The 22,618-nt window shown below is 59.9% G+C and carries 19 protein-coding genes and 1 tRNA gene; 7 read left to right on the top strand and 13 right to left on the bottom strand.

Going from position 1 to position 22,618, the window contains the following annotated elements; translation table 11 throughout:
- Positions 1 to 30: 30 nt before the first annotated feature.
- The gene (locus ACNQ62_RS05385; RefSeq protein WP_168592185.1) at positions 31 to 942 is read right to left on the bottom strand and encodes an MBL fold metallo-hydrolase; all 912 of its coding nucleotides are present in this window, start codon (positions 940 to 942) and stop codon (positions 31 to 33) included.
- 45 nt (positions 943 to 987) lie between these two features.
- On the opposite strand from ACNQ62_RS05385, the gene ACNQ62_RS05380 reads away from it, so the two are divergent.
- Positions 988 to 2,316, top strand: a complete 1,329-nt coding sequence (locus ACNQ62_RS05380; protein ID WP_037944103.1) for an ATP-binding protein — start codon at positions 988 to 990, stop codon at positions 2,314 to 2,316.
- A 21-nt stretch (positions 2,317 to 2,337) separates the two neighbouring features.
- On the opposite strand, the gene ACNQ62_RS05375 is transcribed toward ACNQ62_RS05380, so the two are convergent.
- The 3 genes from ACNQ62_RS05375 to ACNQ62_RS05365 form a co-directional block, all read right to left on the bottom strand.
- Positions 2,338 to 2,760 (bottom strand): lysozyme inhibitor LprI family protein, encoded by a 423-nt coding sequence (locus tag ACNQ62_RS05375; protein ID WP_418094361.1) that lies wholly within the window; start codon positions 2,758 to 2,760, stop codon positions 2,338 to 2,340.
- A gap of 165 nt (positions 2,761 to 2,925) precedes the next feature.
- Positions 2,926 to 2,999: transfer RNA gene (locus tag ACNQ62_RS05370), tRNA-Gly, on the bottom strand.
- An 89-nt stretch (positions 3,000 to 3,088) separates the two neighbouring features.
- Complete coding sequence (locus ACNQ62_RS05365; protein ID WP_037962505.1) at positions 3,089 to 5,125, bottom strand: ASKHA domain-containing protein; 2,037 nt, start codon at positions 5,123 to 5,125, stop codon at positions 3,089 to 3,091.
- Between the two features lie 239 nt (positions 5,126 to 5,364).
- Between ACNQ62_RS05365 and guaB the strand changes: the two genes are divergently transcribed.
- The 3 genes from guaB to ACNQ62_RS05350 all read left to right on the top strand — a co-directional run bounded on the left by guaB (position 5,365) and on the right by ACNQ62_RS05350 (position 10,412).
- Positions 5,365 to 6,813 carry an IMP dehydrogenase gene (guaB, locus tag ACNQ62_RS05360; protein ID WP_289080445.1) on the top strand — a complete coding sequence of 483 codons (1,449 nt, stop codon included), beginning with the start codon at positions 5,365 to 5,367 and terminating at the stop codon, positions 6,811 to 6,813.
- A gap of 38 nt (positions 6,814 to 6,851) precedes the next feature.
- On the top strand, positions 6,852 to 8,012 hold the full coding sequence (locus ACNQ62_RS05355) for an RsmB/NOP family class I SAM-dependent RNA methyltransferase (RefSeq protein ID WP_418094360.1): 1,161 nt from the start codon (positions 6,852 to 6,854) through the stop codon (positions 8,010 to 8,012).
- A 114-nt stretch (positions 8,013 to 8,126) separates the two neighbouring features.
- Positions 8,127 to 10,412, top strand: coding sequence for an ATP-binding protein (locus ACNQ62_RS05350; RefSeq protein WP_418094359.1), 2,286 nt, complete (start codon positions 8,127 to 8,129; stop codon positions 10,410 to 10,412).
- Positions 10,413 to 10,424: 12 nt separating this feature from the next.
- Here the strand turns inward: ACNQ62_RS05350 and ACNQ62_RS05345 are convergent, their stop codons facing one another.
- Positions 10,425 to 11,018, bottom strand: coding sequence for a gamma-glutamyl kinase (locus ACNQ62_RS05345; RefSeq protein ID WP_418094358.1), 594 nt, complete (start codon positions 11,016 to 11,018; stop codon positions 10,425 to 10,427).
- Between the two features lie 206 nt (positions 11,019 to 11,224).
- Between ACNQ62_RS05345 and recA the strand changes: the two genes are divergently transcribed.
- The 3 genes from recA (at position 11,225) to ACNQ62_RS05330 (ending at position 15,381) form a co-directional block, all read left to right on the top strand.
- Entirely contained in the window at positions 11,225 to 12,295 is a 1,071-nt protein-coding gene (recA, locus tag ACNQ62_RS05340) for a recombinase RecA (protein ID WP_005853202.1), read from the top strand.
- Between the two features lie 134 nt (positions 12,296 to 12,429).
- The gene (gene alaS / locus ACNQ62_RS05335; protein ID WP_418094357.1) at positions 12,430 to 15,090 is read left to right on the top strand and encodes an alanine--tRNA ligase; all 2,661 of its coding nucleotides are present in this window, start codon (positions 12,430 to 12,432) and stop codon (positions 15,088 to 15,090) included.
- A 3-nt stretch (positions 15,091 to 15,093) separates the two neighbouring features.
- Positions 15,094 to 15,381: a DUF1330 domain-containing protein gene (locus ACNQ62_RS05330; RefSeq protein WP_009826907.1), complete on the top strand. Its 288-nt coding sequence runs from the start codon at positions 15,094 to 15,096 to the stop codon at positions 15,379 to 15,381.
- A gap of 183 nt (positions 15,382 to 15,564) precedes the next feature.
- Here the strand turns inward: ACNQ62_RS05330 and typA are convergent, their stop codons facing one another.
- From typA to ACNQ62_RS05290, 8 genes are all read right to left on the bottom strand, one after another.
- On the bottom strand, positions 15,565 to 17,382 hold the full coding sequence (gene typA, locus ACNQ62_RS05325; RefSeq protein WP_037944140.1) for a translational GTPase TypA: 1,818 nt from the start codon (positions 17,380 to 17,382) through the stop codon (positions 15,565 to 15,567).
- A gap of 104 nt (positions 17,383 to 17,486) precedes the next feature.
- Positions 17,487 to 18,359 (bottom strand): mechanosensitive ion channel family protein, encoded by an 873-nt coding sequence (locus ACNQ62_RS05320; RefSeq protein ID WP_418094694.1) that lies wholly within the window; start codon positions 18,357 to 18,359, stop codon positions 17,487 to 17,489.
- Positions 18,360 to 18,473: 114 nt separating this feature from the next.
- Complete coding sequence (locus ACNQ62_RS05315; RefSeq protein WP_005853213.1) at positions 18,474 to 18,803, bottom strand: DMT family transporter; 330 nt, start codon at positions 18,801 to 18,803, stop codon at positions 18,474 to 18,476.
- Between the two features lie 82 nt (positions 18,804 to 18,885).
- Positions 18,886 to 19,494 (bottom strand): YitT family protein, encoded by a 609-nt coding sequence (locus ACNQ62_RS05310; RefSeq protein ID WP_005853215.1) that lies wholly within the window; start codon positions 19,492 to 19,494, stop codon positions 18,886 to 18,888.
- A 147-nt stretch (positions 19,495 to 19,641) separates the two neighbouring features.
- Entirely contained in the window at positions 19,642 to 20,859 is a 1,218-nt protein-coding gene (locus tag ACNQ62_RS05305) for an NADP-dependent isocitrate dehydrogenase (RefSeq protein ID WP_009826912.1), read from the bottom strand.
- A gap of 173 nt (positions 20,860 to 21,032) precedes the next feature.
- Positions 21,033 to 21,614 (bottom strand): HD domain-containing protein, encoded by a 582-nt coding sequence (locus ACNQ62_RS05300; RefSeq protein ID WP_132996686.1) that lies wholly within the window; start codon positions 21,612 to 21,614, stop codon positions 21,033 to 21,035.
- A 3-nt stretch (positions 21,615 to 21,617) separates the two neighbouring features.
- Positions 21,618 to 21,851: a hypothetical protein gene (locus tag ACNQ62_RS05295; RefSeq protein ID WP_260002278.1), complete on the bottom strand. Its 234-nt coding sequence runs from the start codon at positions 21,849 to 21,851 to the stop codon at positions 21,618 to 21,620.
- The gene (locus tag ACNQ62_RS05290; protein ID WP_005853224.1) at positions 21,851 to 22,504 is read right to left on the bottom strand and encodes an alpha/beta hydrolase; all 654 of its coding nucleotides are present in this window, start codon (positions 22,502 to 22,504) and stop codon (positions 21,851 to 21,853) included. The genes ACNQ62_RS05295 and ACNQ62_RS05290 overlap by 1 nt, the downstream gene beginning before the upstream one ends.
- Between the last annotated feature and the right edge of the window lie 114 nt (positions 22,505 to 22,618).

Here is a 22,618-nt window from a genome sequence, read left to right as displayed (position 1 = left end):
CACTTTTTTCCAGATTTTTTCAAAAGATTTTCAGACCCGGCGAAAGGTGGCTGTCGCAGAGAGGGATTCAACGGGGGCGACGCGGTTTTTACCTGTAAGGTCAATCAGATGCGCAAGGACGTTGCGGGTCGCGGCACCCAGTAGCGCAGGCGGGGTTTCGGTGTAGATCGCGGCGGCAAGTTGGGCGGCGGTGGCGGGGGCCTGGTCAAGGGCACGTAGGATATCAGCCTCGCGCGAGAGGCGGTGCGACACCAGCCAGTCGAGCCTTGCCGCAGGGTCGGTCACCGCCGCGCCATGACCCGGATAGAACACCCGCCAGTCGTTTTTTTGCAGTTCCGCACAAGATGCCATGAAATCGGTCAGATCCCCATCCGGCGGCGACACCAGAGAGCTGGCCCAGCCCATGACGTGATCCGCGGTGAAACAGGCGTCATTCCAGCCAAGGCTGATGTGGTTACCAATATGCCCGGGGGTGTGAATCACGCTCAGCGTCCAGTCGTCGCCGGCGATGGTCTCTCCGTGAGTTAGGGGGCGATCGGGGATGAACTCTGCATCAATGCCTTCGCCGCCGCCAATATCGGACACGGCGGCCAGTTGTTGCATCACCGCAGAGCGGCCAGAAAATGCGTCGCCAAAGGCCAGGATCGGCGCGCCGCAGGCACGGGCAAGGTCGCGTGCGAGGGGCGAATGGTCCAGATGCGTATGGGTTACGATGATGTGGCTGATGTGCTGCTCGGGTCCGATGGCATCGCGTATCGCTTGCAGGTGCCGCGGCGACGCGGGGCCGGGGTCGATCACGGCGATGCCGCGCGTGCCCAGCAGATAGGTATTCGTGCCACGGTAGGTCATGGGCGAGGGGTTGTCGGCCACGATGCGGCGCAGGCCCGGTTCCAAGATCTCGGCAATACCGATGGCGGGGTCGAAGTCGTCAGGGGGCAGCATGGTTTGGCCTTTCGCTGGGGCAGGGGGCTGGCTAAGGTCTATCCCATGTTCTTCGTCTGGCTCAAACGATATATGCCCCGCGGCATCTATGGGCGCGCTGCCCTGATCCTGCTTTTGCCGGTGGTGATCTTGCAGCTCGTGATGACCGTGATCTTTGCACAGCGGAACTATGAGGGGGTCACGAACCAGATGACCGATACAGTCCTGCGCGAGGTCGAACTGGTCATGCAGGTGGTCGATGATGCCCCCTCCGCCGCTGCCGTGCCCGCCACGGTGCAAGATCGGCTGGCCGCGCTGGACATGGGGGTGACGCCTGTGTCAGCCAGTGAGGTGCCGACGCGTAACCGGATGTCGTGGTATGATTATTCCGGTCGGGTGATGGTGGCGCGGTTCGATGAGTATCTGCCATCCTTCCTGAGCCTTGATCTGACGCGGCCCACGGGGGTGCATCTATATGTGCAGTCGCGCTTTGGCCCGCTTGATCTCCAGTTCGAGAGGCGTAGGATCTCGGCGCAGAATCCGCATCAGCTGTTCGTGTATACCTTCAGCTTCGGCTTTGTCATGACGTTGATATCCTTCGTTTACCTGCGCAACCAGCTGCGCCCGATCAAGCGGCTGGCCCGCGCGGCCGAAGCCTTTGGGCGCGGGCGTCACGTGCCATATACCCCCACAGGCGCTGTCGAGGTGCGTGCGGCGGGGGCGGCCTTTGTCGATATGCGCGCACGGATCGAACGGCAGATTGAACAGCGCACCTTGATGTTGTCGGGGGTCAGCCATGACCTGCGCACACCCCTGACGCGGATGCGGCTTGGCCTGTCGATGATCGACGAAGACGACGCGGAGCCGCTGTTGCAGGACGTCGATGATATGCAAGGCATGCTGGATGCCTTCCTTGATTTCGCCAAAGGAACCGCAGAGGGAGACGCCGAACCCCTGGACCCGCACGCGCTGATGCAGACCGCGGTCGAGGATGCGCAACGCGCTGGTCGCAACGTGACCTTGCTCCCACCCGAAGGCGACGGCACCGGCACCGTCCGGCTGCGCCGCATGGCGATTTTGCGCGCGGTGGATAACCTGATCTCGAACGGGGTGCGCTATGGGGCGCGGGCCGAGGTATCTGTGCTGCTGACGGATAAAACCCTGCGGATCAGGGTAGAGGACGACGGCCCCGGCATCCCCGAGGATCGCCGCATCGAGGCCGTGCGCCCGTTCTCGCGGCTTGACCCCGCGCGCAATCAGAACAGTGGCAGCGGCGGCGTGGGTCTTGGCCTTGCTATCGCGACCGACATCGCCCGCGCGCATGGCGGCGTGCTGAGGTTGGGCAGTTCGGACACTCTGGGCGGTCTGCGCGCCGATATCGTCATCGCACGGTAGTGCGCCAAGGCACCGGTGGCGTCAGCGTGCGGTGGCGTAGTCTTGCAACTGCTCAATGCGCGATCGCGTCAGGTCAATCCGGCAGCGCAGCGTCACATTGATCGCGGCCGTTCCCCCCAAAGACAAGCGTTCGGGAAACGCGCAGTGATATTTGCGGTAGTCTTCAAATGCGATCTGAGAGTTTTGCAGCAAGGCGCTCGCCGAGGCATCGGCATTTCGCGAAAACGCCTGATCAAACGCAGCCAGCGCCGCTTGGGCATCGAGATAGGCGCGCACCATGTCACGCTCCACCTGATCGCCCATTGCAAACAGACATTGATGCACGGCGTTCGGATCTGTCTGCGGCGCGGTGCAGTCTGACAAAAGTTCTGATGCAGGGGGTAGTTTTTCAGCGGTGGCCGTTGCCGGGATCAACAGCAGCGAAAAGAACATGTATTTCAACATCTGGCGTATCCTTTCGGGCGATATGGCAAAGCTACGAAAGAGATACTGCCGCAAAGCACGGCGGAATGCTACCGGTGGGGCCAAGGGCGATGATCGACAAACGGCCCTTAGCGGCGAGACATGCCGCGATCCCCGAAAAGGATTGATGTGAATTTGAGGGAATATTGGAGCGGGTAACGAGAATCGAACTCGTAACTAAAGCTTGGGAAGCTGCCGTGATACCTTTTCACCATACCCGCGCGCCGTGAGGTGACTTAATCCGATGTGGCGGGTGCGTCAAGCGGGGTTTTTGCCTGACGCGCCCTTTGCCGATGGTTGCGGGCAGACCTTAGCGGCGGCGGCGGCGGCGGGTGCCGCCGGAGCTGTCGCCGCCGGTGTTGAAGGTCTCGGTCGGGAGGGTGACGATGCTGTTGAGGATCGGGAAGGGCTCTACCGCGTTGGGGATGGCAGAGGCGTTGACGAAATGCTCTTGGAAGCGGGGTTCGATGGCGGTCTCGATCTTGTGGATGTTGCGGACCGTCTCTTCGATCTCGGCGCGGCTGGAGGTGTTGAGCAGGGCAATGCGCGCGCCGGTGCCTGCGGCGTTCCCGGCGGATGTCACCTTGTCGAGCGGGGCGTCGGGGATCATGCCGAGGATCATCGCGTGCTTGGGGCTGATATGGGCGCCAAAGGCACCGGCCAGCACAACGCGGTCCACGTGATCGACCCCGAATTTATCCATCAGCAACCGCGCGCCGGAATAAAGTGCTGCCTTGGCCATCTGGATTTCTCGGATGTCGCGGTTGGTCACGGTGATGCGCGGGCCACCATCGGCGGTGCCATCATAGACCAGATAGGAATTGGTGCGCCCGTCGGCAAAGACATTGGCCGATCCGGTTTGTTCAGCCGTGCCGATCAGGCCGGGGGCGTCGACGATCCCGTGGATGCGCATTTCAGCGACCATTTCAATGATGCCCGAGCCGCAGATCCCGGTCACGCCGCTGGCACCGATCTGAGATAGGAAAGCGGGATCGTCGGACCACAGGTCGCTGCCGATCACCTTGAACCGGGCGATCTTGGTAACGGGGTCAATCTCTACCCGTTCGATCGCGCCGGGAGCGGCGCGTTGGCCGCTGCTGATCTGCGCCCCCTCGAAGGCGGGACCGGTGGGGGACGAACAGGCGAGCACTTTATCGCGGTTGCCCAGTAGGATTTCGGCGTTGGTGCCCACATCAACCACGAGCACCAGATCGTCAGATTTATCGGGGGCCTCCGACAGGGCAACGGCGGCGGCATCCGCGCCCACATGGCCCGCAATGCAGGGCAGCAGATAGACGCGGGCAGAGGGGTGGATGTTCAGGTCCAGGTCCATGGCGCGCAGACGCAGGGCGTTTGAGGTGGCCAGCGCAAAGGGCGCTTGCCCAAGCTCGAACGGGTCGATGCCCAGAAACAGGTGGTGCATGACCGGATTGCAGACAAACACCGCATCCACGATCATGCCCTTGTCGATGCCGCCCTCGGTGCTGATTTCATCGAACAATGTGTTCATGCCGGCACGGACCGCGCGGGTCATCTCTGCCGCGCCGCCTTCGTTCATCATCGAATAGCTGACGCGGCTCATCAGGTCTTCGCCAAAGCGGATCTGCGGGTTCATCACGCCGGAAGAGGCCACAACCTCTCCGGTTTGCAGGTCGCACAGATGCGCCGCGATGGTGGTAGAGCCCAGATCGACCGCCAGCCCGTAAAGCGACCCTTCGTAGAAGCCGGGCCAAAGATGCATGATGCGGGCCGGGTTCTCATCATCGCCCAAATGCACGGCGACGGTGACTTTCCATGCGCCCTTGCGCAGGGCAGGTTGCAGCGTTTGCAGGATTTGCAGATCGGCGGTGACATTTTCAAGCTGCCACTGATCGCGCAGGGCGTCGCAGAGCCTCTCCAGATCGCCCGAGGGGTCGTGCATGTCGGGTTCCTGCACCTCGACGTAAAAGAGCTTGGTCGACGGGTTGAGCACGATATCGCGTGCCTCGGCACGTTTGCGGACCACCTGTTTGTGTACCTGGCTTTCGGCGGGCACATCGATCACCACGTCGCCCATGATCTGCGCCTGACAGCCCAGACGGCGGCCATCAATCAGACCGCGCTTGTCCTTGTAGCGTTGTTCGACGCTGTTCCATTCGGACAGCGCATCCGGCGCCACGGTGACCCCATGCTTAGAGAACTGCCCATATCCGGGCGAGACCTGACATTTCGAACAGATGCCACGCCCGCCGCAGACGGAATCCAGATCAACGCCCAACTGCCGCGCCGCCGTGAGCACCGGCGTGCCCTTGGCAAAGTGACCGCGTTTGCCCGAAGGCGTGAATACCACAAGGGGATCGTTGCTCATCTGTCTTTATCCTCAACACTTTGGCGCACCATAGCGTAGCAGGCGGCAGGTGAAAGCCGCGATGCGGCATAATTCCTGCCATCTGCGCCTGTCTGTGCCCCTGTACCCCCATAACAGCGGCTGCGCGGATCACGTATGCGCGTCAAGCAATGCAGTTAGCGTGCAAATGGGTCTTTCCAATCAAGACCATCCATGAAATATGAAACCGCCAAATGAACCCATGCAAGCCGAGGTGCAAAATGGAGATTCGTGAGGCTCTGACCTTTGATGATGTACTACTGGTGCCTGCGGCATCCAACGTGTTGCCGTCTACGGCTGACACGCGGACCCGCGTTACCAAATCGATCGCGCTGAACATTCCGCTGCTCAGCTCTGCGATGGATACGGTCACCGAAAGCCGCATGGCGATTGCCATGGCGCAGGCGGGGGGCATGGGGGTCATCCACCGTAACCTCACGATCGACGAACAGTCCAAGGAAGTGCGCCGCGTAAAACGGTTTGAATCCGGCATCGTCTACAACCCGATCACCCTGCGCCCCGACCAGACGCTGGCTGATGCCAAGGCGCTACAGGAACGCTACCGTGTCACGGGCTTCCCCGTTGTTGATGAAGCAGGCCGCGTTGTGGGCATTGTGACGAACCGCGATATGCGCTTTGCCTCTGATGATGCCACGCCGGTGCGCCTGATGATGTCCTCCGACAATCTGGCGCTGCTGCAAGAGCCCGCCGACCGCGACGAGGCGATCAGCCTGATGAAGGCGCGCCGGATCGAGAAGCTGTTGGTCACCGACGCCAAGGGCAAGCTGACGGGTCTGCTGACGTTGAAAGACACCGAACAGGCCGTGCTGAACCCCACCGCTTGCAAAGACAACCTTGGCCGTCTGCGCGTTGCCGCGGCGACGACTGTCGGCGACGCGGGCTATGAGCGTTCGCAGGCCCTGGTTGAAGCTGGTGTCGACATGATCGTGATCGACACCGCGCATGGCCACTCTGCCGGCGTCGCAGAAGCCGTCCGCCGTGCGCGGGAGCTATCAAGCACGGTCCAGATCGTTGCGGGCAACGTCGCTACAGGGGACGCGACCCGTGCGTTGATCGATGCGGGGGCGGATGCCGTTAAGGTTGGCATCGGGCCCGGGTCGATCTGCACCACCCGCATGGTGGCTGGCGTCGGCGTGCCGCAGCTGACGGCGATCATGGATTGCGCCAAAGCTGCGGGCGATGTGCCTATCATCGCAGACGGCGGGATCAAGTTCTCGGGCGATTTCGCCAAGGCGATTGCGGCAGGCGCGTCCTGCGCGATGGTCGGCAGCATGATTGCGGGCACCGATGAATCCCCCGGCGAGGTGATCCTGTACCAGGGCCGCAGCTTCAAAAGCTACCGTGGCATGGGCAGCCTTGGCGCCATGGCGCGGGGCTCTGCCGACCGGTATTTCCAGAAAGACGCCGCATCGGACAAGCTGGTGCCAGAGGGGATCGAAGGTCAGGTGCCGTACAAAGGCTCTGCCAATGCCGTTGTGCACCAGTTGGTCGGCGGTCTGCGTGCGGCCATGGGCTATACTGGCTGCGCTACGGTCGAAGAGATGCGCAAGAACTGCACTTTCGTCAAGATCACCAACGCGGGTCTGTCTGAAAGCCACGTGCATGACGTGCAGATCACCCGCGAAAGCCCGAACTACCGCATCGGGTAACTCCCTTAAATCAAAGGCGTAATCTACGTGACCCAAGCATGACCCCCGGCGCGCGCATCTCTGCCGCCATCGAGATCTTGAACACAATGGCGGACGGTGTCCCGGCGGAGCAAGCCTTGACCCGTTGGGCCCGTGGCAGCCGCTATGCAGGGTCCAAGGACCGTGCTGCGGTGCGCGATCATGTGTTCGATGTCTTGCGGCAGCGGCGGCTAGCCGCGCACCTTGGGGGGGATGACACGGGGCGGGCGCTGATGATTGGCGTTTTGCGGGCGCAGGGCATCGACCTTGCGCCGCTGTTCAACGGGGAAGGTCACGCGCCGCTGCCGTTGTCGGACGCAGAGGCCACGACCCCCGACGTGCCAAGTGATATGGCGACCCTGTGGAACCTGCCGGACTGGGTCATTCCGCTGTTTCAGGCGTCGCTCGGGGCAGACGCAGAAGCTGTCGCGGAGGCCCTGCAATCGCGGGCACCGATCTCGGTCCGGGTGAATACGGCGCAGGCAACGGTCACGGATGTGGCAGAGGCACTGGCCGAAGCCGGTATCGAAACACGCAGGAATGACCTTTGCGCGACCGCCCTGACGGTGACTGAGGGGGAGCGAAAACTTCGCAACTCTGACAGTTACTTACACGGTGATGTTGAACTTCAGGATGCGGCCAGCCAAGCGGTTGTGGCAGCGCTTCCCGAAGCTGAGCGGATGCTTGATTATTGCGCAGGTGGCGGCGGCAAGGCGCTGGCAATGGCCGCGCGGCGCGATGCGACTGTCTTTGCCCACGACATCGACCCGCGTCGAATGGTGGATCTGCCCACGCGCGCAGACCGCGCTGGTGCAACCGTCAGACAGGTGACAACCGATGAACTGGACGGGGCCGGCCCCTTTGACGTCGTTCTATGTGACGCTCCCTGTTCAGGGAGCGGGTCGTGGCGCCGGTCGCCCGAAGGCAAGTGGACGTTTACAGCCGGTCGTCTGGAAGAATTGACACAAATTCAGGATAAAATCCTGGATCACGCTGCCACGCTGACCGCCAAAAACGGGACGCTGGCCTATGCGACATGCTCGGTGCTGCACTCTGAAAACGAAGATCGGGCTGCGGCGTTTTTGTCGCGGAACCCGGACTGGACGCAGGTATTTACCAAGCGTTTCCATGTAGATGCGCAGGGTGACGGTTTTTTCACGGCACATTTCAAGCGTCGTTGAAGGATCTTTGAAACAACTTGAAGATGTTATTTCCTTTGACCTGATACGAAATTAACAGCACATTAACCGTCCTAAGTCTAAATGAACTCGGTTTCATGATTTAGGGGGAAAGTGTTGGCTCAAGAAAGTGCGGCTCGTCAGATCGTCTTTGGTAAGCGTTGGCTGGTTCTATCAGCCTTTGTTATCTTCGCCGCCATCCTTGGTTCAATCGCTCCAGCGCGCTCTCTGGCCATCGTTCTACAGGCTGCCAGCGCCACTGTCGGCCTTGCTGTCTTGGTTAACTTTGTGGTCGCGCTGCGCCGCCAGCGGGTGCAACGCGCGCAGCGTACGGCGGCAAAAACCACGATGGCTGATGATCCGAACCCCTGTGTACTTACCACCAAGGAAGGCGATATCGTTGCGCAGAACAACGTTGCGTTAACCACCTTTCTGCGTCCGGCACAGCCCACCATCGCCGACCTGCTCGCGCCGCTTTTCGCGGACCCTGAGGCGCTGTCGTCTCGGCTCGCGGCCAAGGCGACGGAAGGGGGCGCTGCGAAAGAAGACATCAACACCCGTGACGGCACCATGCGCCTGTCCGCGCACCGCGTGGGGGAAGATCTATTTTGGCGGCTCGAAACCTTGTGGGACGCGTCCGAAAACGGGGCTGGCACCAGCGATCACGGGTTGCCAATGGTCATGGCCAGCAACTCGAACGTCATTTTATTCATGAACGCCGCGGCCCGCAGTCTAGTCGGCAGGCGCGTGACGGCGTTGAATCAGATCATCGGCGATATCCCCATCGCTTCGGGGGAAATGGTCACCGTGCAGACTGCCAAAGGCCCCATATGCATGACCGTCGCCGAGATCGGAGCCTCGGCCAACCGCCGCGCACTGTATTTTCTGCCCCATGCAAACGACCGGTTTCAGGACGCAGGATGGTCCGCGCTTCAAAACCTGCCGATTCCGCTCATCAAAGTCGCCCCGAGCGGCGAGGTTTTGTCCTTCAACGCCCCGGCAGAGCAGTTGGTGGGCGCGGAATTGACGGAAGGCGTGTCGCTTGCCGACGTGATGGAGGGGCTGGGGCGATCAATCTCGGACTGGTTGCAAGATACGCTGGAAGGGAGGTTGCTGCAAAAGCCCGAGTTCCTCAGGCTTAAACGCAGCGATCGGGAAGTGTTTGTTCAGATAAGGTTAAGCCTAATTTCCGAAGGCGGCACGCCCACGCTTATCGCCGTGCTACATGACGCGACCGAGCTTAAATCGCTGGAGGCGCAGTTTACCCAAAGTCAAAAAATGCAGGCTATCGGGCAGCTTGCTGGGGGCGTTGCCCATGATTTTAACAATCTGCTCACCGCTATTTCCGGCCACTGTGACCTGCTCCTTCTGCGCCATGACCCGGGCGATCGTGATTACAGCGATCTGGTACAGATCGACCAGAATGCCAACCGCGCTGCGGCTTTGGTGGGGCAGTTGCTCGCCTTTTCACGCAAGCAGACGCTCCGTCCCGAGACGGTCAATATGCGCGACACGCTTGCCGACCTTACCCATTTGCTTAATCGTCTGGTTGGTGAAACGGTGACACTGACGCTCAGCCATGACCCGATCTTGCAACCCATTCGTGCAGATAAACGGCAGTTGGAACAGGTGCTGATGAACCTGATCGTGAACGCGCGCGATGCGATGCCCATGGGCGGGGAAATCACGGTCACGACAGAAAATACCCTGCTGGCTGAACCGCTTACACGTGATCGGGTAACCGTGCCCGTCGGGAAATACGTAACTGTTCAGGTCACTGACGAGGGCGAAGGTATTCCGCAGGACCGTTTGCAAAAAGTGTTTGAACCCTTCTACACCACCAAGCGGACCGGCGAGGGGACGGGGCTGGGGCTGTCCACCGCCTACGGTATTGTCAAACAGTCGGGGGGCTATATTTTCGTCGACAGCACGATCGGGGAAGGCACCACATTCACCCTGTATTTCCCGTGCCATAGTAAGGGCGCGGAGGCATCAGCGCCGATGAAGCTAACCGCTTCCCCGACCGGATCGAAAAGAGAGGACGGGACCGTCTTGCTGGTCGAAGACGAAGCACCGGTGCGTGCATTTGCCAGCCGCGCGCTGCGCATGCGCGGCTATACTGTTCTAGAAGCCGACTCGGCCGAGATGGCACTAAAAACCCTTGAGGACCAAGCGCTTAATATTGATGTCTTTGTGACCGATGTGATCATGCCGGGAATGGATGGCCCCACTTGGGTACGCGAAGCGCTGAAAGCACGACCGGGGGTGCCTGTGGTCTTTGTCTCTGGCTATGCCGAGGACAGTTTCGGCGATGCCCAGATGACGATTCCCAATTCTGTTTTCCTGCCTAAACCGTTTTCGCTGACGGAGCTGACGAATACTGTGAACAGTCAGATCCAATAGGCTGGCTGGTTGCTACTCGATCGAGTCGTAAAGCGCGAATTCATCTGCGAATTTGCGTTTGAAACGTTGCTCTATCTCCGGGGAAAGATGCAGGTCTATTTGAGGGGACACGTTTTCTTGTTTCAGATCAAGCGTCACGTCGAGCCTTTGTTCAAGAAAACCTTTTAACCGATCCTGATTCTCGTATCGAAAATAATGGGTTATGCCCGTTCCGTTCGGTTGCGCTGCCATAAAGTTTAGCTGGCTGCCCACGTCGGCAAACCCAGGCTTTTTCCCCTTCATATAGGCAAGGATGAATTCGTCAAAACTCACATCAAAGGTGGCATTGGGCTTGCCCTGCATAAAGGGCCGCTGGCGATAACGATACCAACTGCCCAGCCAACTGATCGGCTCGCGCATGACGGCCATCAATTCAAGCTCCGTGTCACAGACTTTCAGAAACATCGGGCGAATAAACCGGTTGTAGCGATAGACCGGCGCATGTTTCAGCATGGGCGGTTCGGAAATGACCATATCCGCCCGGGGGGCCAAAGCGGTTTCATAGGCGGTGGTTCCGGTTTTTGGAACCGACAAAAACGCAAGGCGTTCCTTAAAGAAAACAAGCACTTGAAAGAAAACCTTTCGTCAGTCGAATAGTAATTTTCGCGTATCAACCGAATGTTAATCAGTTCAATAAATAGATGAAAGGGCAAACAAATACATTGTAATGTTCTCATTTTGATCTCATATGGAACATAGAAAGAACATCAAGATGGTCGGGGCATGATGATTGCGGCTTGCAGACCACTGTGACAGTAAGAGGATAACCTATCATGGCAACGGCAGATCTTTTGACTATGGACAACAAGAAACAAGCTGAGAAGCAAAAGGCCCTGGACAGCGCGCTGGCACAGATTGAACGCCAGTTCGGCAAAGGGTCGATCATGAAGCTGGGGGCCGAAGGGGCCATTCAGGACATCAAGGCAAGCTCGACCGGTTCGTTGGGGCTGGATATCGCGCTTGGTATCGGCGGTCTGCCCATGGGGCGGATCATCGAGATTTACGGCCCGGAATCCTCGGGTAAGACCACATTGACCCTGCATTGTGTTGCGGAGCAGCAGAAAAACGGCGGCGTTTGTGCCTTTGTTGACGCGGAACACGCGCTTGATCCGCAATACGCGCGCAAACTGGGCGTTGATATCGACGAGCTGCTGATTTCCCAGCCTGACACCGGCGAACAAGCGCTTGAAATTACGGATACGTTGGTCCGCTCTGGTGCGGTGAATATGGTGGTGGTCGACTCCGTTGCGGCGCTGACGCCAAAGTCCGAGCTGGAAGGCGATATGGGCGACAGCTCTGTCGGGGTGCAGGCCCGTCTGATGAGCCAGGCAATGCGTAAGCTGACAGGCTCGATCTCGCGGTCGAACTGCATGGTGATTTTCATCAACCAGATCCGGATGAAAATCGGCGTTATGTTCGGGTCGCCCGAAACGACGACCGGCGGGAACGCGTTGAAATTCTATTCTTCCGTGCGTCTGGACATCCGCCGCATTGGCGCGCTCAAGGATCGTGACGAGGTGGTCGGCAATGCCACACGGGTCAAGATCGTCAAGAACAAGGTGGCCGCACCGTTCAAGCAGGTCGAATTCGACATCATGTATGGGGAAGGGATCTCCAAGATGGGCGAGCTGCTGGATCTAGGGGTCAAGGCTGGCGTGGTTGATAAATCGGGATCGTGGTTCAGCTATGGCGATGAACGGATCGGGCAGGGGCGTGAAAACGCCAAGACCTTCCTGAAAGAGAACACCGCCATGGCAAATGAGATCGAAGACAAGATCCGCGCGGCCCATGGGCTGGACTTCGACGGCTCCGACAGCGACGACGCGGATATCCTCGAAGCGTAAAGGCTTGCACCGCAAGTGGTTAGAAAAGGCGTGCCCCCAGGGCGCGCCTTTTTTCATGGGGGCTGCCTGTGGACAGTGCTCTGTCGCGAGGGTATTCGAAGGTAATTGTTTTTGCCCCTCGAAAGGCCCCGCATATGAAGACGCTCAACGATATCCGATCAACCTTCCTTGGTTATTTTGAAAAGCAGGGTCACTCGATCCAGCCGTCCAGCCCGCTGGTGCCGCGAAACGACCCCACGCTGATGTTCGCGAACTCCGGCATGGTGCAGTTCAAGAACCTGTTTACCGGCGTCGAAACCCGCGATTATTCGCGTGCGACAACAGCGCAGAAATGCGTGCGCGCCGGGGGCAAACATAATGACCTTGACAATGTGGGCTATACGGCGCGGCACCATACCTTCTTTGAAATGCTTGGGAACTTCAGCTTTGGCGACTATTTCAAGGCCGAGGCCATCGCGTTTTCATGGGAGCTGATTACCAAAGAACTGGGCATTGATCCCAACCGTCTTTACGTGACCGTTTACCATACCGACGACGAGGCTGCGGAGATCTGGAAGAAAGTCGCCGGGCTGCCGGACGACCGGATCATTCGCATCGCGACAGATGACAACTTCTGGATGATGGGGCCGACCGGCCCTTGCGGCCCATGCTCCGAGATTTTTTACGACCACGGGGATCACATCTGGGGCGGCCCTCCCGGATCGCCAGAGGAAGACGGCGACCGGTTTGTTGAAATCTGGAACCTCGTTTTCATGCAGTATGAACAGTTCGAGGATGGCAGCCGCACCGCACTGCCGAACCAATCGATCGACACTGGCATGGGGATCGAGCGGGTCGCGGCGCTGCTGCAGGGCACGAACGACAACTATGCCACCGACCTGATGCGCAACCTGATCGAGGCGAGCGCCCATGCCTCCAGCACCGATCCGGATGGCCCGGGCAAGACGCACCACCGCGTGATCGCCGACCACCTGCGGTCGACCTCCTTCCTGATCGCGGACGGGGTGATGCCGTCGAACGACGGGCGGGGCTATGTGTTGCGGCGGATTATGCGCCGGGCGATGCGTCACGCGCATTTGCTGGGGCTGAAAGACCCGTTGATGCACCGCCTTGTGCCCGAACTGGTGCGTCAGATGGGCGGGGCCTACCCCGAACTGGGGCAGGCGCAGTCACTGATTACAGAGACACTGCTGCTGGAAGAAACGCGCTTCAAACAAACGTTGGACCGCGGCCTGAAGCTGCTGGATGACGAACTCAAGGGCCTGCCCGCCGGTGCCGATCTGCCGGGCGAGGCCGCGTTCAAACTCTATGACACCTACGGCTTCCCGGTCGATCTGACGCAGGATGCCCTGCGCGAACAGGACCGCAAGGTTGACCTTGAAGGCTTCAACGCCGCGATGGATGCGCAAAAGGCCAAGGCGCGTGCCGCATGGTCCGGTTCGGGCGAAGCGGCGGATGCGACCATTTGGTTCGATGTGGCCGAAAAATCCGGCACCACCGATTTTCTGGGCTATGATACCGAAACCGCCGAGGGGCAGATCCTTGCGCTGATCCAGGACGGTGCGCAGGTTGCCGAGGTGAAACAGGGCGACGCCGTTCAGATCGCGCTGAACCAGACACCGTTTTATGCCGAAAGCGGCGGTCAGGTCGGGGACACCGGCACGATCAGAACCGACAGCGGCGTGGTCACGGTGACCGACACGCGCAAGACCGCGGGCGTCTTCATCCATATCGGCGAGGTGACAGAGGGCACAGTCAAGACCTCTCAGGCCGCGGTCTTGGATGTGGACCACGCGCGGCGGACCTCGATCCGTGCGAACCACTCCGCCACACACCTGCTGAACGAGGCGCTGCGCAAGACCTTGGGGGATCACGTGATGCAGCGTGGCTCTTTGAATGCGGCGGATCGTTTGCGGTTTGATTATAGCCATAACCACCCGATGACGGCCGACCAACTGGCCGCGGTCGAGGAGGAAGTGAACAGCTACATCCGCCAGAACACCGCCGTGGAAACCCGGATCATGACCCCGGATGACGCGCGCGAGATGGGGGCGCAGGCGCTCTTTGGCGAGAAGTATGGCGACGAGGTGCGGGTTGTTTCTATGGGCCGCGAGGCCGGTTCGGGCAAGGGCGCGGACAAGCAGACCTATTCGCTGGAACTCTGCGGTGGTACCCACGTGCGCCAGACCGGTGACATCGGGGCCTTTGTGCTATTGGGCGACAGCTCCAGCAGCTCGGGCATCCGCCGGATCGAAGCGCTGACCGGCACCGAAGCCCTCAAGTGGCTGCGCACGCAGGAAACCGCGCTGACCCGCGTCGCAGCAGAGCTCAAGACCTCGACCGCGGATGTGCCCGATCGCGTCCGTGCCTTGCTGGACGAACGCCGCGCCTTGGCCAACGAGGTCGCTCAGCTGCGCCGCGAGCTGGCCATGTCGGGCGGTGGCGATGCCGGTGCCGCGGCCCCGCGCGAGGTGAACGGGATCAAGTTCATCGCGCAGGTGGTCAACGGTGTGACCGGCAAAGATCTTCCCGCGCTGATCGACGAACATAAGGCCAAGCTCGGGTCCGGTGCGGTGCTGCTGATCGCTGATGCAGACGGCAAGGCAGCGGTTGCGGCGGGTGTGACCTCCGATCTGGCCGCCACGATCTCGGCGGTTGATATCGTCAAGACAGTCGTTGCCGAACTGGGCGGCAAGGGTGGCGGTGGCCGTCCTGAAATGGCCCAGGGTGGCGCCAAAGATGTCGCAAACGCCGAGGCCGCGATTGCCGCAGCCGAAAATGTTCTGAAAGGATAAACTATGCCCGCTTTGTGGATTGCACATGTCACGGTTACTGACGAGGACGCCTACGGTAAATACGCCAAGCTTGCTGGCCCCGCCATCGCGGCGCATGGGGGCAGCTTTCTGGCCCGTGGTGGCCGCTTCGTGCAGCTTGAAGGCAAGGAACGCCCGCGCAATGTTGTGGCCCGTTTCGCCTCTGTCGAGGATGCGGTCGATTGCTACAACTCCGACGCCTACCAAGAGGCGCTGAGCCACGCCAAAGACGCGTCGGAACGCGAGCTGATGGTCGTAGAGATCGACGGCTAAGCCCACAGCTGGCCAAGCCCGCACCCAAGCTCTTGTCAGCGGCCAAGCAAGGCCGCTGACCCCACTAAACCTCCCCCCCACACATCGCCAGACATAAAAAAAGCAGGGCAAAACCAGCCCCGCTTTCCAAATGGTATAAAATCCTGGGGTCCGGGGCAAAGCCCCGGTCCAGCGTCGCTTTGTTTACGCCGACTTTGCCATCCGTTTCCGCTCGTGCGGGTCCAGATAGCGCTTGCGCAGACGGACTGCGTTTGGCGTCACTTCAACCAGCTCGTCGTCATCGATATAGGCGATGGCTTCTTCCAGGCTCAGGGTCATGGGCGTGGTCAGACGGACGGCTTCGTCGGTGCCCGAGGCGCGGACGTTGGTCAGCTTTTTGCCCTTCAGCGGGTTCACCTCAAGATCGTTCTCACGGCTGTGTTCGCCGATGATCATGCCGGTATAGACGTCAGCCTGTGCGCCGATCATCATCTTGCCGCGTTCTTCAAGGTTCCACAGGGCGAAGGCCACCGAGGTGCCGTTCTCCATCGAGATCAGGACGCCCGCGCGACGGCCGGGAATCGTTCCTTTGTGCGGTGCCCAGGAATGGAACACGCGGTTAATGACGCCTGTGCCGCGTGTGTCGGTCAGGAATTCACCGTGGTAGCCGATCAGCCCGCGCGACGGGACATGGGCGATGATGCGGGTTTTGCCGGCGCCGGCAGGTTTCATTTCAACCAACTCGCCCTTACGGGTGCCAGTGATCTTTTCGATGACCGCGCCGGAGTATTCGTCATCCACGTCGATGGTGGCTTCTTCGATGGGCTCGTGACGCACACCGTCGATCTCCTGGAACAGAACCTGCGGGCGCGAGATCGAAAGCTCGAACCCTTCGCGGCGCATGTTCTCGATCAGAACGCCCATTTGCAATTCGCCACGACCGGCAACCTCGAAGGCGTCGCCGCCGGGGGTATCGGAGATTTTGATCGCGACGTTGGATTCGGCTTCCTTCATCAGGCGCTCGCGGATCACGCGGGACTGGACTTTCTTGCCGTCACGACCGGCCAGCGGGCTGTCGTTGATGCCGAAAGTCACGGTGATGGTGGGCGGATCGATCGGCTGGGCAGGGATGGCTTCGTTCACCGATGTATCGGCCAGCGTGTCGGCCACGGTTGCCTTGGACATACCGGCGATGGAAACGATGTCACCGGCTTCGGCCACGTCGATGGCTGTCTGCTCCAGCCCGCGGAAGGCGAGGATCTTGGTGCAGCGGAAGTTTTCAATCAGTTTGCCGTCGCGCGACATCGCCTTGATGCTTTGGCCGGCTTTCAGCGTGCCTGTTTCCACGCGACCCGTCAGCAGACGGCCCAAGAAGGGGTCGCCGCCCAATGTGGTTGCCAGCATGGTGAAGGGCTTGTCGGCGTTTTCGATCTGCTTGGGCGCGGGGACATGTTTGAGCACAAGCTCGAACAGCGCGCTAAGGTCTTTGCGCGGGCCGTCCAGCTCTGCATCGGCCCAGCCAGAGCGGCCAGAGGCGTACATATGCGGGAATTCAAGCTGTTCGTCGGTCGCGTCAAGGCTGGCGAAAAGGTCGAAACATTCGTCCAGTGCGCGGTCAGGCTCCGCGTCGGCCTTGTCGACCTTGTTCAGCACAACGATCGGGCGCAGGCCCAGCTTCAGCGCCTTGGAGGTCACGAATTTGGTCTGTGGCATCGGGCCTTCAGCCGCGTCGACCAGCAGGACAACACCGTCGACCATCGACAGGATGCGTTCCACCTCGCCGCCAAAGTCGGCGTGGCCGGGGGTGTCGACGATGTTGATGCGTGTGTTGTTCCAGACGACCGAGGTCGGCTTGGCAAAGATCGTGATGCCGCGCTCGCGCTCCAGATCGTTGCTGTCCATCGCGCGTTCGGTTGTGGCCTGGTTTTCGCGGTAGGTGCCGGATTGTTTCAGAAGCTCGTCAACCAGCGTCGTTTTGCCGTGGTCAACGTGAGCGATGATTGCGATGTTACGCATGTCCATTGGGGTATGCCTTTGATACGGGAGGGGGCCGCGCACGCTCTCGCACCGCAGCATTTGCGCAGCGCTTACCGTGCCCGGCATCAGAAAGCTAGCCCTAAAGGCGATTAGCCGCCGGTGCCTGTGTCTTCTGTGCTGTCGCGCTGGTCGCGGATGGGCAGCGGTTCATTAAAGGTCAGCGTGCGATAGGGGAAGGGGATCTCGATGCCCGCATCATCCAGCGCGCGTTTGACGGCGGCCACGACTTTGTCACGGCTGCTGCGGATGTCGATGGGGCGCGAGCCGGTCCACCATGTGACCTCGAAGTTGATCGCGCTATCCGCGAATTCCTGCGCAAAGATCTCGACGTCGCGCACGTCGTCGCGTACCGCATCCACGCCGCGCACCGCATTGGCGATCACGTCGCGCGCGGCATCCACATCCTCGCCGTAGGCCACGCCGCAGATCACCGTGGTCCGGCGCACATCGCGGGCGGTACGGATGGTGACGGGGTTCTTGAAGAACATCGCGTTCGGGGCGACCACAAGCTGCCCGTCGGTTTGGCGCACATGGGTATCGCGGATCGTGATCTCTTCGACCTGACCCTCGAACCCTTCGCATTCGATGTAATCCTCCACCGCGAAGGGCTCGCGGATCAGCAGCAAGATACCGGCGAGGAAGTTTTCGAATACATCCTTGAAGGCGAAACCGATGGCGACACCGCCCACACCCAAGGCGGTCAGCGCCTTGCCGGGGGTGATTGTGGGAAATGCGATGGTCACCGCGATCAGCACCCCGAAGAGCCACATGCCCACGACGATCAGCATCATGATCACGTCAACAAGCGACCGCCGCATATGGGCGCGGCGCAGGGTGCCGGGCACGACGGCCTGAACGATGCGGATGATGGCCCAGAGAAAACACAGGAAAACGATCGACAGGATAAGCTGCGGCAGGACGCTCCAGAACCCGATGGCGTAGCCTTCTAGCTGATTGCGCAAAGGGTCGGGGAGGGTGCCCCATACGGAGCTTAGTGAGTCTAACATGCGGCACTTTCGGTCGTTGCGTTACACGCTAACGCCTAAAACCAGCGGCAGGTTCCGAGAAAGCGCGCGTCAGTGGGTGGCACTGTGGGAAAACAGGTGGATGACCAGCACGCCGCCGATGATCATCGACAGGCCCACCACCGCGGCGAGGTCGAGCTTTTGTCCGAACACGATATAGCCGATGCCCGCGATGCAGACGATGCCAAGGCCCGACCAGATTGCATAGACGATCCCCACGGGCATCACCTTGAGCGTCAGCCCCATCAGGTAAAAAGAAATCGCATAGCAGACGACGACGCCGACGGAGGGCCAAAGCCGCGTAAACTGTTGCGAGGCTTGCAAAGCGCTGGTGCCCAACGTCTCTGTCAGGATCGCGATCATCAACCAAAAGTAATGCATATCCTGACGCCCCCGTTGCTGCTTTCCGGCCCAGTCCTGCGGCGGTCACGGGCCGGTGTCAAGAGCGGTGCAGGTCTGTGGATCAGGTCGCGATATAGCGGTCGCGGCGGTGGTTGAAGGTAATGATCAGGTTCAGCACCAGTGCCCCAAGCAGCGAATAGCCCACGACGGAGGCTGGAAACAGGAACAAGGCGACTGAAAAGATCACGGCGTCGGTGATCAGCTGGACCCATCCGGCTTTGAACCCCGTGGTGTCCTGCACCAGTAGGGCCACCACCCCAAGTCCGCCGAGCGACCCGTTGTGGCGGAACATCGCCAGCAGTCCCAGACCCACCAGCGCGCCAAAGATCACCGCCGCGAGGGCAGGGCTGAGCGACTGGATCGCGAAACCATAGGGCAGGAATTCGGTCACGACCGACAGCATGGTCACGGAAATCAGCGACTTGATCGTGAACTCGGCCCCAAGCCGTTTATACGCAAGGAAGTAGAACGGCAGGTTGATCAGGAAGAAGACCGTGCCAAAGGAATAGCCTGTCAGATAGGCGATGATCACCGCCAAGCCCGCCGTCTGTCCGGTGATCAGACCGGCAGAGGTCAGCACAAAAATTCCGATACCGCAGAGAAAGACCCCAAGGCTGAGGCCTTGAACATCATCTAGTGAAGAATGGTGGAGGGGATCAGCATATGTCATATCGCTCAGATAGGGCAGCTATGTTGACCTGTCTAGGGGTGCTGCAGTGCAGAATAATATTTTCCCCGATAACATCACGTCACGCGGGGGATCGTGCACAGAAAAAGGGCCACCCGGTAGGAATGGCCCTTAATTTGAGCATTCGGCTTACTGCGCGCCAAGCGCCTTGTTCAGGTTCTCGTCCACCTTTTCAAGGAAGCCCATTGTGGTCAGCCAGCCTTGGTCGGGGCCGACCAGCAGCGCGAGGTCCTTGGTCATGAAGCCCGATTCCACAGTATCCACCACGGTTTTCTCGAGCGTTTCGGCAAAGCGTGTCAGCTCGGCGTTGCCATCCAGCTTGCCGCGGTGCTTCAGCCCGCCGGTCCATGCGTAGATCGACGCGATGGAGTTGGTCGAGGTTTCCTCGCCCTTCTGGTGCTGACGATAGTGGCGGGTGACCGTGCCGTGGGCGGCTTCAGCCTCGACCGTCTGGCCATCGGGGGTCATCAGCACGGAGGTCATCAACCCGAGCGAGCCGAACCCCTGCGCGACGGTGTCTGACTGCACGTCGCCGTCATAGTTCTTGCAGGCCCACACATAGCCGCCGTTCCACTTCATCGCGCAGGCGACCATGTCGTCGATCAGACGGTGTTCATAGGTAATGCCCGCCGCTTTGAATTTATCTTCGAACTCGGTCTCGTAGATGTGCTGGAACAGCTCAAGGAAACGGCCGTCATACTGCTTGAGGATCGTGTTCTTGGTGCTCAGATACACCGGCCAGCCCAGGTTCAAACCGTAGTTCAGCGAGGCGCGGGCGAAGTCGATGATGGATTTATCAAGGTTGTACATCCCCATCACGACACCGGCGTCCGGGGCGTCGAAAAGCTCGCGTTCAATCTCTGTCCCGTCTTCGCCGACGAATTTCAGGGTCAGCTTGCCCTTGCCGGGAAATTTGAAATCGGTCGCTTTATACTGGTCGCCATAGGCATGACGGCCCACGACAATCGGTTTGGTCCAGCCGGGCACAAGGCGGGGGACGTTCTTGCAAATGATCGGCTGGCGGAAAATCACGCCGCCCAGAATGTTACGGATCGTCCCGTTGGGGGAGCGCCACATCTCTTTCAGGCCGAATTCCTCGACCCGAGCCTCGTCAGGAGTGATGGTCGCGCATTTGACGCCAACGCCATATTCCTTGATCGCATGGGCCGCGTCTATGGTGATCTGGTCGTTGGTCTCGTCGCGGACCTCCATCCCCAGATCGTAATATTTCAGATCCACATCGAGATAGGGAAGGATCAGCTTTTTCTTAATGAAATCCCACATGATGCGGGTCATCTCATCACCGTCGAGCTCAACGATCGGGTTTTCCACTTTGATCTTGGTCATCATCTGCGGTCCTTTGAAATGATACTGATACCCGCATAGCCTATTCAGGCATGAATGCCTAGTCGGTATGCAATGGTATACTGAAAAGAGTTGCGCAGCTTAGCCCATATCATCGCGCTGCGACAGGCGTGTGACACGCGTGGTGGGGGATGATGGGTAGAGGGGGCGGGCAGTTAGCTCCGCGCGGCAAACCATGCAGAGACACGGGCGCGGGCAAACTCCCAAAGCCCTGGCGCGCCGGTCTGGATTTTGCGGCCCACTTTTTCCACGAATTGCGCTTCGGTTACGTTGTATTCAACCCAGCTGCCGCCGCCCGCCGCGAGGTTCTGCATCGGAGGCTGGAAGCGGTCGAGCGATTTCGCAAAGCGGGCTGTGGGGGTCTCATTGGCTTCGAACTCTTCCCAGGTCGCGCGAAGATCGTCGCGCAAGTCGTTGGGAAGGAGGCCAAAAATACGGTCTGCGGCAAGCTGTTCCTGCGCTTCCATATCGGCAGTGTCGTAGCTGCCGAAAATCGGGTTGTCGCCTGCGTCAATCTCTACCAGATCATGCAGGATCAGCATCTTGATCACGCGGGTAATGTCGACATCGGGGCCCGCCTGATCCGCCAGCACCAGCGCATAAAGCGTCAGGTGCCAGCTATGTTCAGCCGAGTTTTCGGCCCGCGACGCATCGCAAAGCAAGGTCCCGCGTGTGACCGACTTGAGCTTGTCCGCTTCGTTCAGAAAGGCGATCTGCTGCTCAAGTCTGGTGGTCATACGTCAGTTTTCCTTTGCACGGTGCGCGGCAAGCGCCTTGGCCATAAAGTCACGCCCCTGTGCGGCGGCAAGCCGCGTGCGGATCGCCGTGACAAAGGCTTCTTCCATCGTCTGCGACGACGCGCCCAGAACAGCAGCAACTTCCATAAAAAGCCGCTCCTGTCCGGTTTCGCGTTGGACCGCCAGACATTCTTCGGCCATTTGGTTGGCCAGTTCGACGACTGTCGGATCCGCCATTAGCGGGTTGTCTCCGTCAGGCGGCGCTTCACGTAGTCTGTGGTAGAGGTGATCAACGTCTCCATATGCGGCTCTTCAAAGAAGTGGCCGGCCCCCTCGATCTCTTGGTGGGTGATGGTGATGCCTTTCTGCTCGTGCAACTTGTTCACGAGGTTCACGGTATCTGCGGGTGGTGCTACACGGTCAGCGGTCCCGTTGATCACCAGACCGGAGGCCGGGCAGGGTGCGAGGAAGCTGAAGTCATACATATTCGCCGGTGGCGCGACAGAGATGAAGCCCGTGATCTCGGGGCGGCGCATCAGCAGCTGCATCCCGATCCATGCGCCAAACGAGAAACCGGCAACCCAGCAATGCTTGGAGTTGTTGTTCATCGATTGCAGGTAATCCAGCGCCGAGGCCGCATCGGAGAGTTCACCGACGCCCTGATCGTATTCACCCTGGCTCCGGCCCACGCCGCGGAAATTGAAGCGCAGAACGGTGAAACCCATATTGTAGAAGGCATAGTGCATATTATACACGACCTTATGGTTCATCGTCCCGCCGAATTGTGGATGCGGGTGGAGCAGAATGGCGATGGGTGCGTCGCGTTCTTTTTGTGGATGGTAGCGGCCTTCGAGGCGGCCTTCGGGTCCGGGAAAAATAACCTCGGGCATGAGCGTCCCTGCTTGGGGTTCTAAGTGCAGCGGAATAGTTGACGAATTCGCTAGGGCAGTTTAGAACGGTTCTAACTTGTGTGATCCCCGTTTCTGGGGGTCAGACTTTGCGTT

Source organism: Sulfitobacter sp. SBS6, from assembly GCF_048285585.1.
Classification (GTDB): domain Bacteria; phylum Pseudomonadota; class Alphaproteobacteria; order Rhodobacterales; family Rhodobacteraceae; genus Sulfitobacter; species Sulfitobacter pontiacus.
Note: the sequence above shows the minus strand (reverse complement) of the source record. Positions and strands in the feature narration are given on the sequence as shown.

Bases quoted from the DNA above. Each gene is read 5' to 3' on its own strand.
- ACNQ62_RS05365 (WP_037962505.1), bottom strand. From the start codon at position 5,125: ATGAGCAACGATCCCCTTGTGGTATTCACGCCTTCGGGCAAACGCGGT.
- recA (WP_005853202.1), top strand. From the start codon at position 11,225: ATGGCAACGGCAGATCTTTTGACTATGGACAACAAGAAACAAGCTGAG.
- guaB (WP_289080445.1), top strand. From the start codon at position 5,365: ATGGAGATTCGTGAGGCTCTGACCTTTGATGATGTACTACTGGTGCCT.
- ACNQ62_RS05315 (WP_005853213.1), bottom strand. From the start codon at position 18,803: ATGCATTACTTTTGGTTGATGATCGCGATCCTGACAGAGACGTTGGGC.
- alaS (WP_418094357.1), top strand. From the start codon at position 12,430: ATGAAGACGCTCAACGATATCCGATCAACCTTCCTTGGTTATTTTGAA.
- ACNQ62_RS05385 (WP_168592185.1), bottom strand. From the start codon at position 942: ATGCTGCCCCCTGACGACTTCGACCCCGCCATCGGTATTGCCGAGATC.
- ACNQ62_RS05310 (WP_005853215.1), bottom strand. From the start codon at position 19,494: ATGACATATGCTGATCCCCTCCACCATTCTTCACTAGATGATGTTCAA.
- typA (WP_037944140.1), bottom strand. From the start codon at position 17,382: ATGGACATGCGTAACATCGCAATCATCGCTCACGTTGACCACGGCAAA.
- ACNQ62_RS05295 (WP_260002278.1), bottom strand. From the start codon at position 21,851: ATGGCGGATCCGACAGTCGTCGAACTGGCCAACCAAATGGCCGAAGAA.
- ACNQ62_RS05355 (WP_418094360.1), top strand. From the start codon at position 6,852: ATGACCCCCGGCGCGCGCATCTCTGCCGCCATCGAGATCTTGAACACA.
- ACNQ62_RS05375 (WP_418094361.1), bottom strand. From the start codon at position 2,760: ATGTTGAAATACATGTTCTTTTCGCTGCTGTTGATCCCGGCAACGGCC.
- ACNQ62_RS05290 (WP_005853224.1), bottom strand. From the start codon at position 22,504: ATGCCCGAGGTTATTTTTCCCGGACCCGAAGGCCGCCTCGAAGGCCGC.
- ACNQ62_RS05330 (WP_009826907.1), top strand. From the start codon at position 15,094: ATGCCCGCTTTGTGGATTGCACATGTCACGGTTACTGACGAGGACGCC.
- ACNQ62_RS05305 (WP_009826912.1), bottom strand. From the start codon at position 20,859: ATGACCAAGATCAAAGTGGAAAACCCGATCGTTGAGCTCGACGGTGAT.
- ACNQ62_RS05300 (WP_132996686.1), bottom strand. From the start codon at position 21,614: ATGACCACCAGACTTGAGCAGCAGATCGCCTTTCTGAACGAAGCGGAC.
- ACNQ62_RS05380 (WP_037944103.1), top strand. From the start codon at position 988: ATGTTCTTCGTCTGGCTCAAACGATATATGCCCCGCGGCATCTATGGG.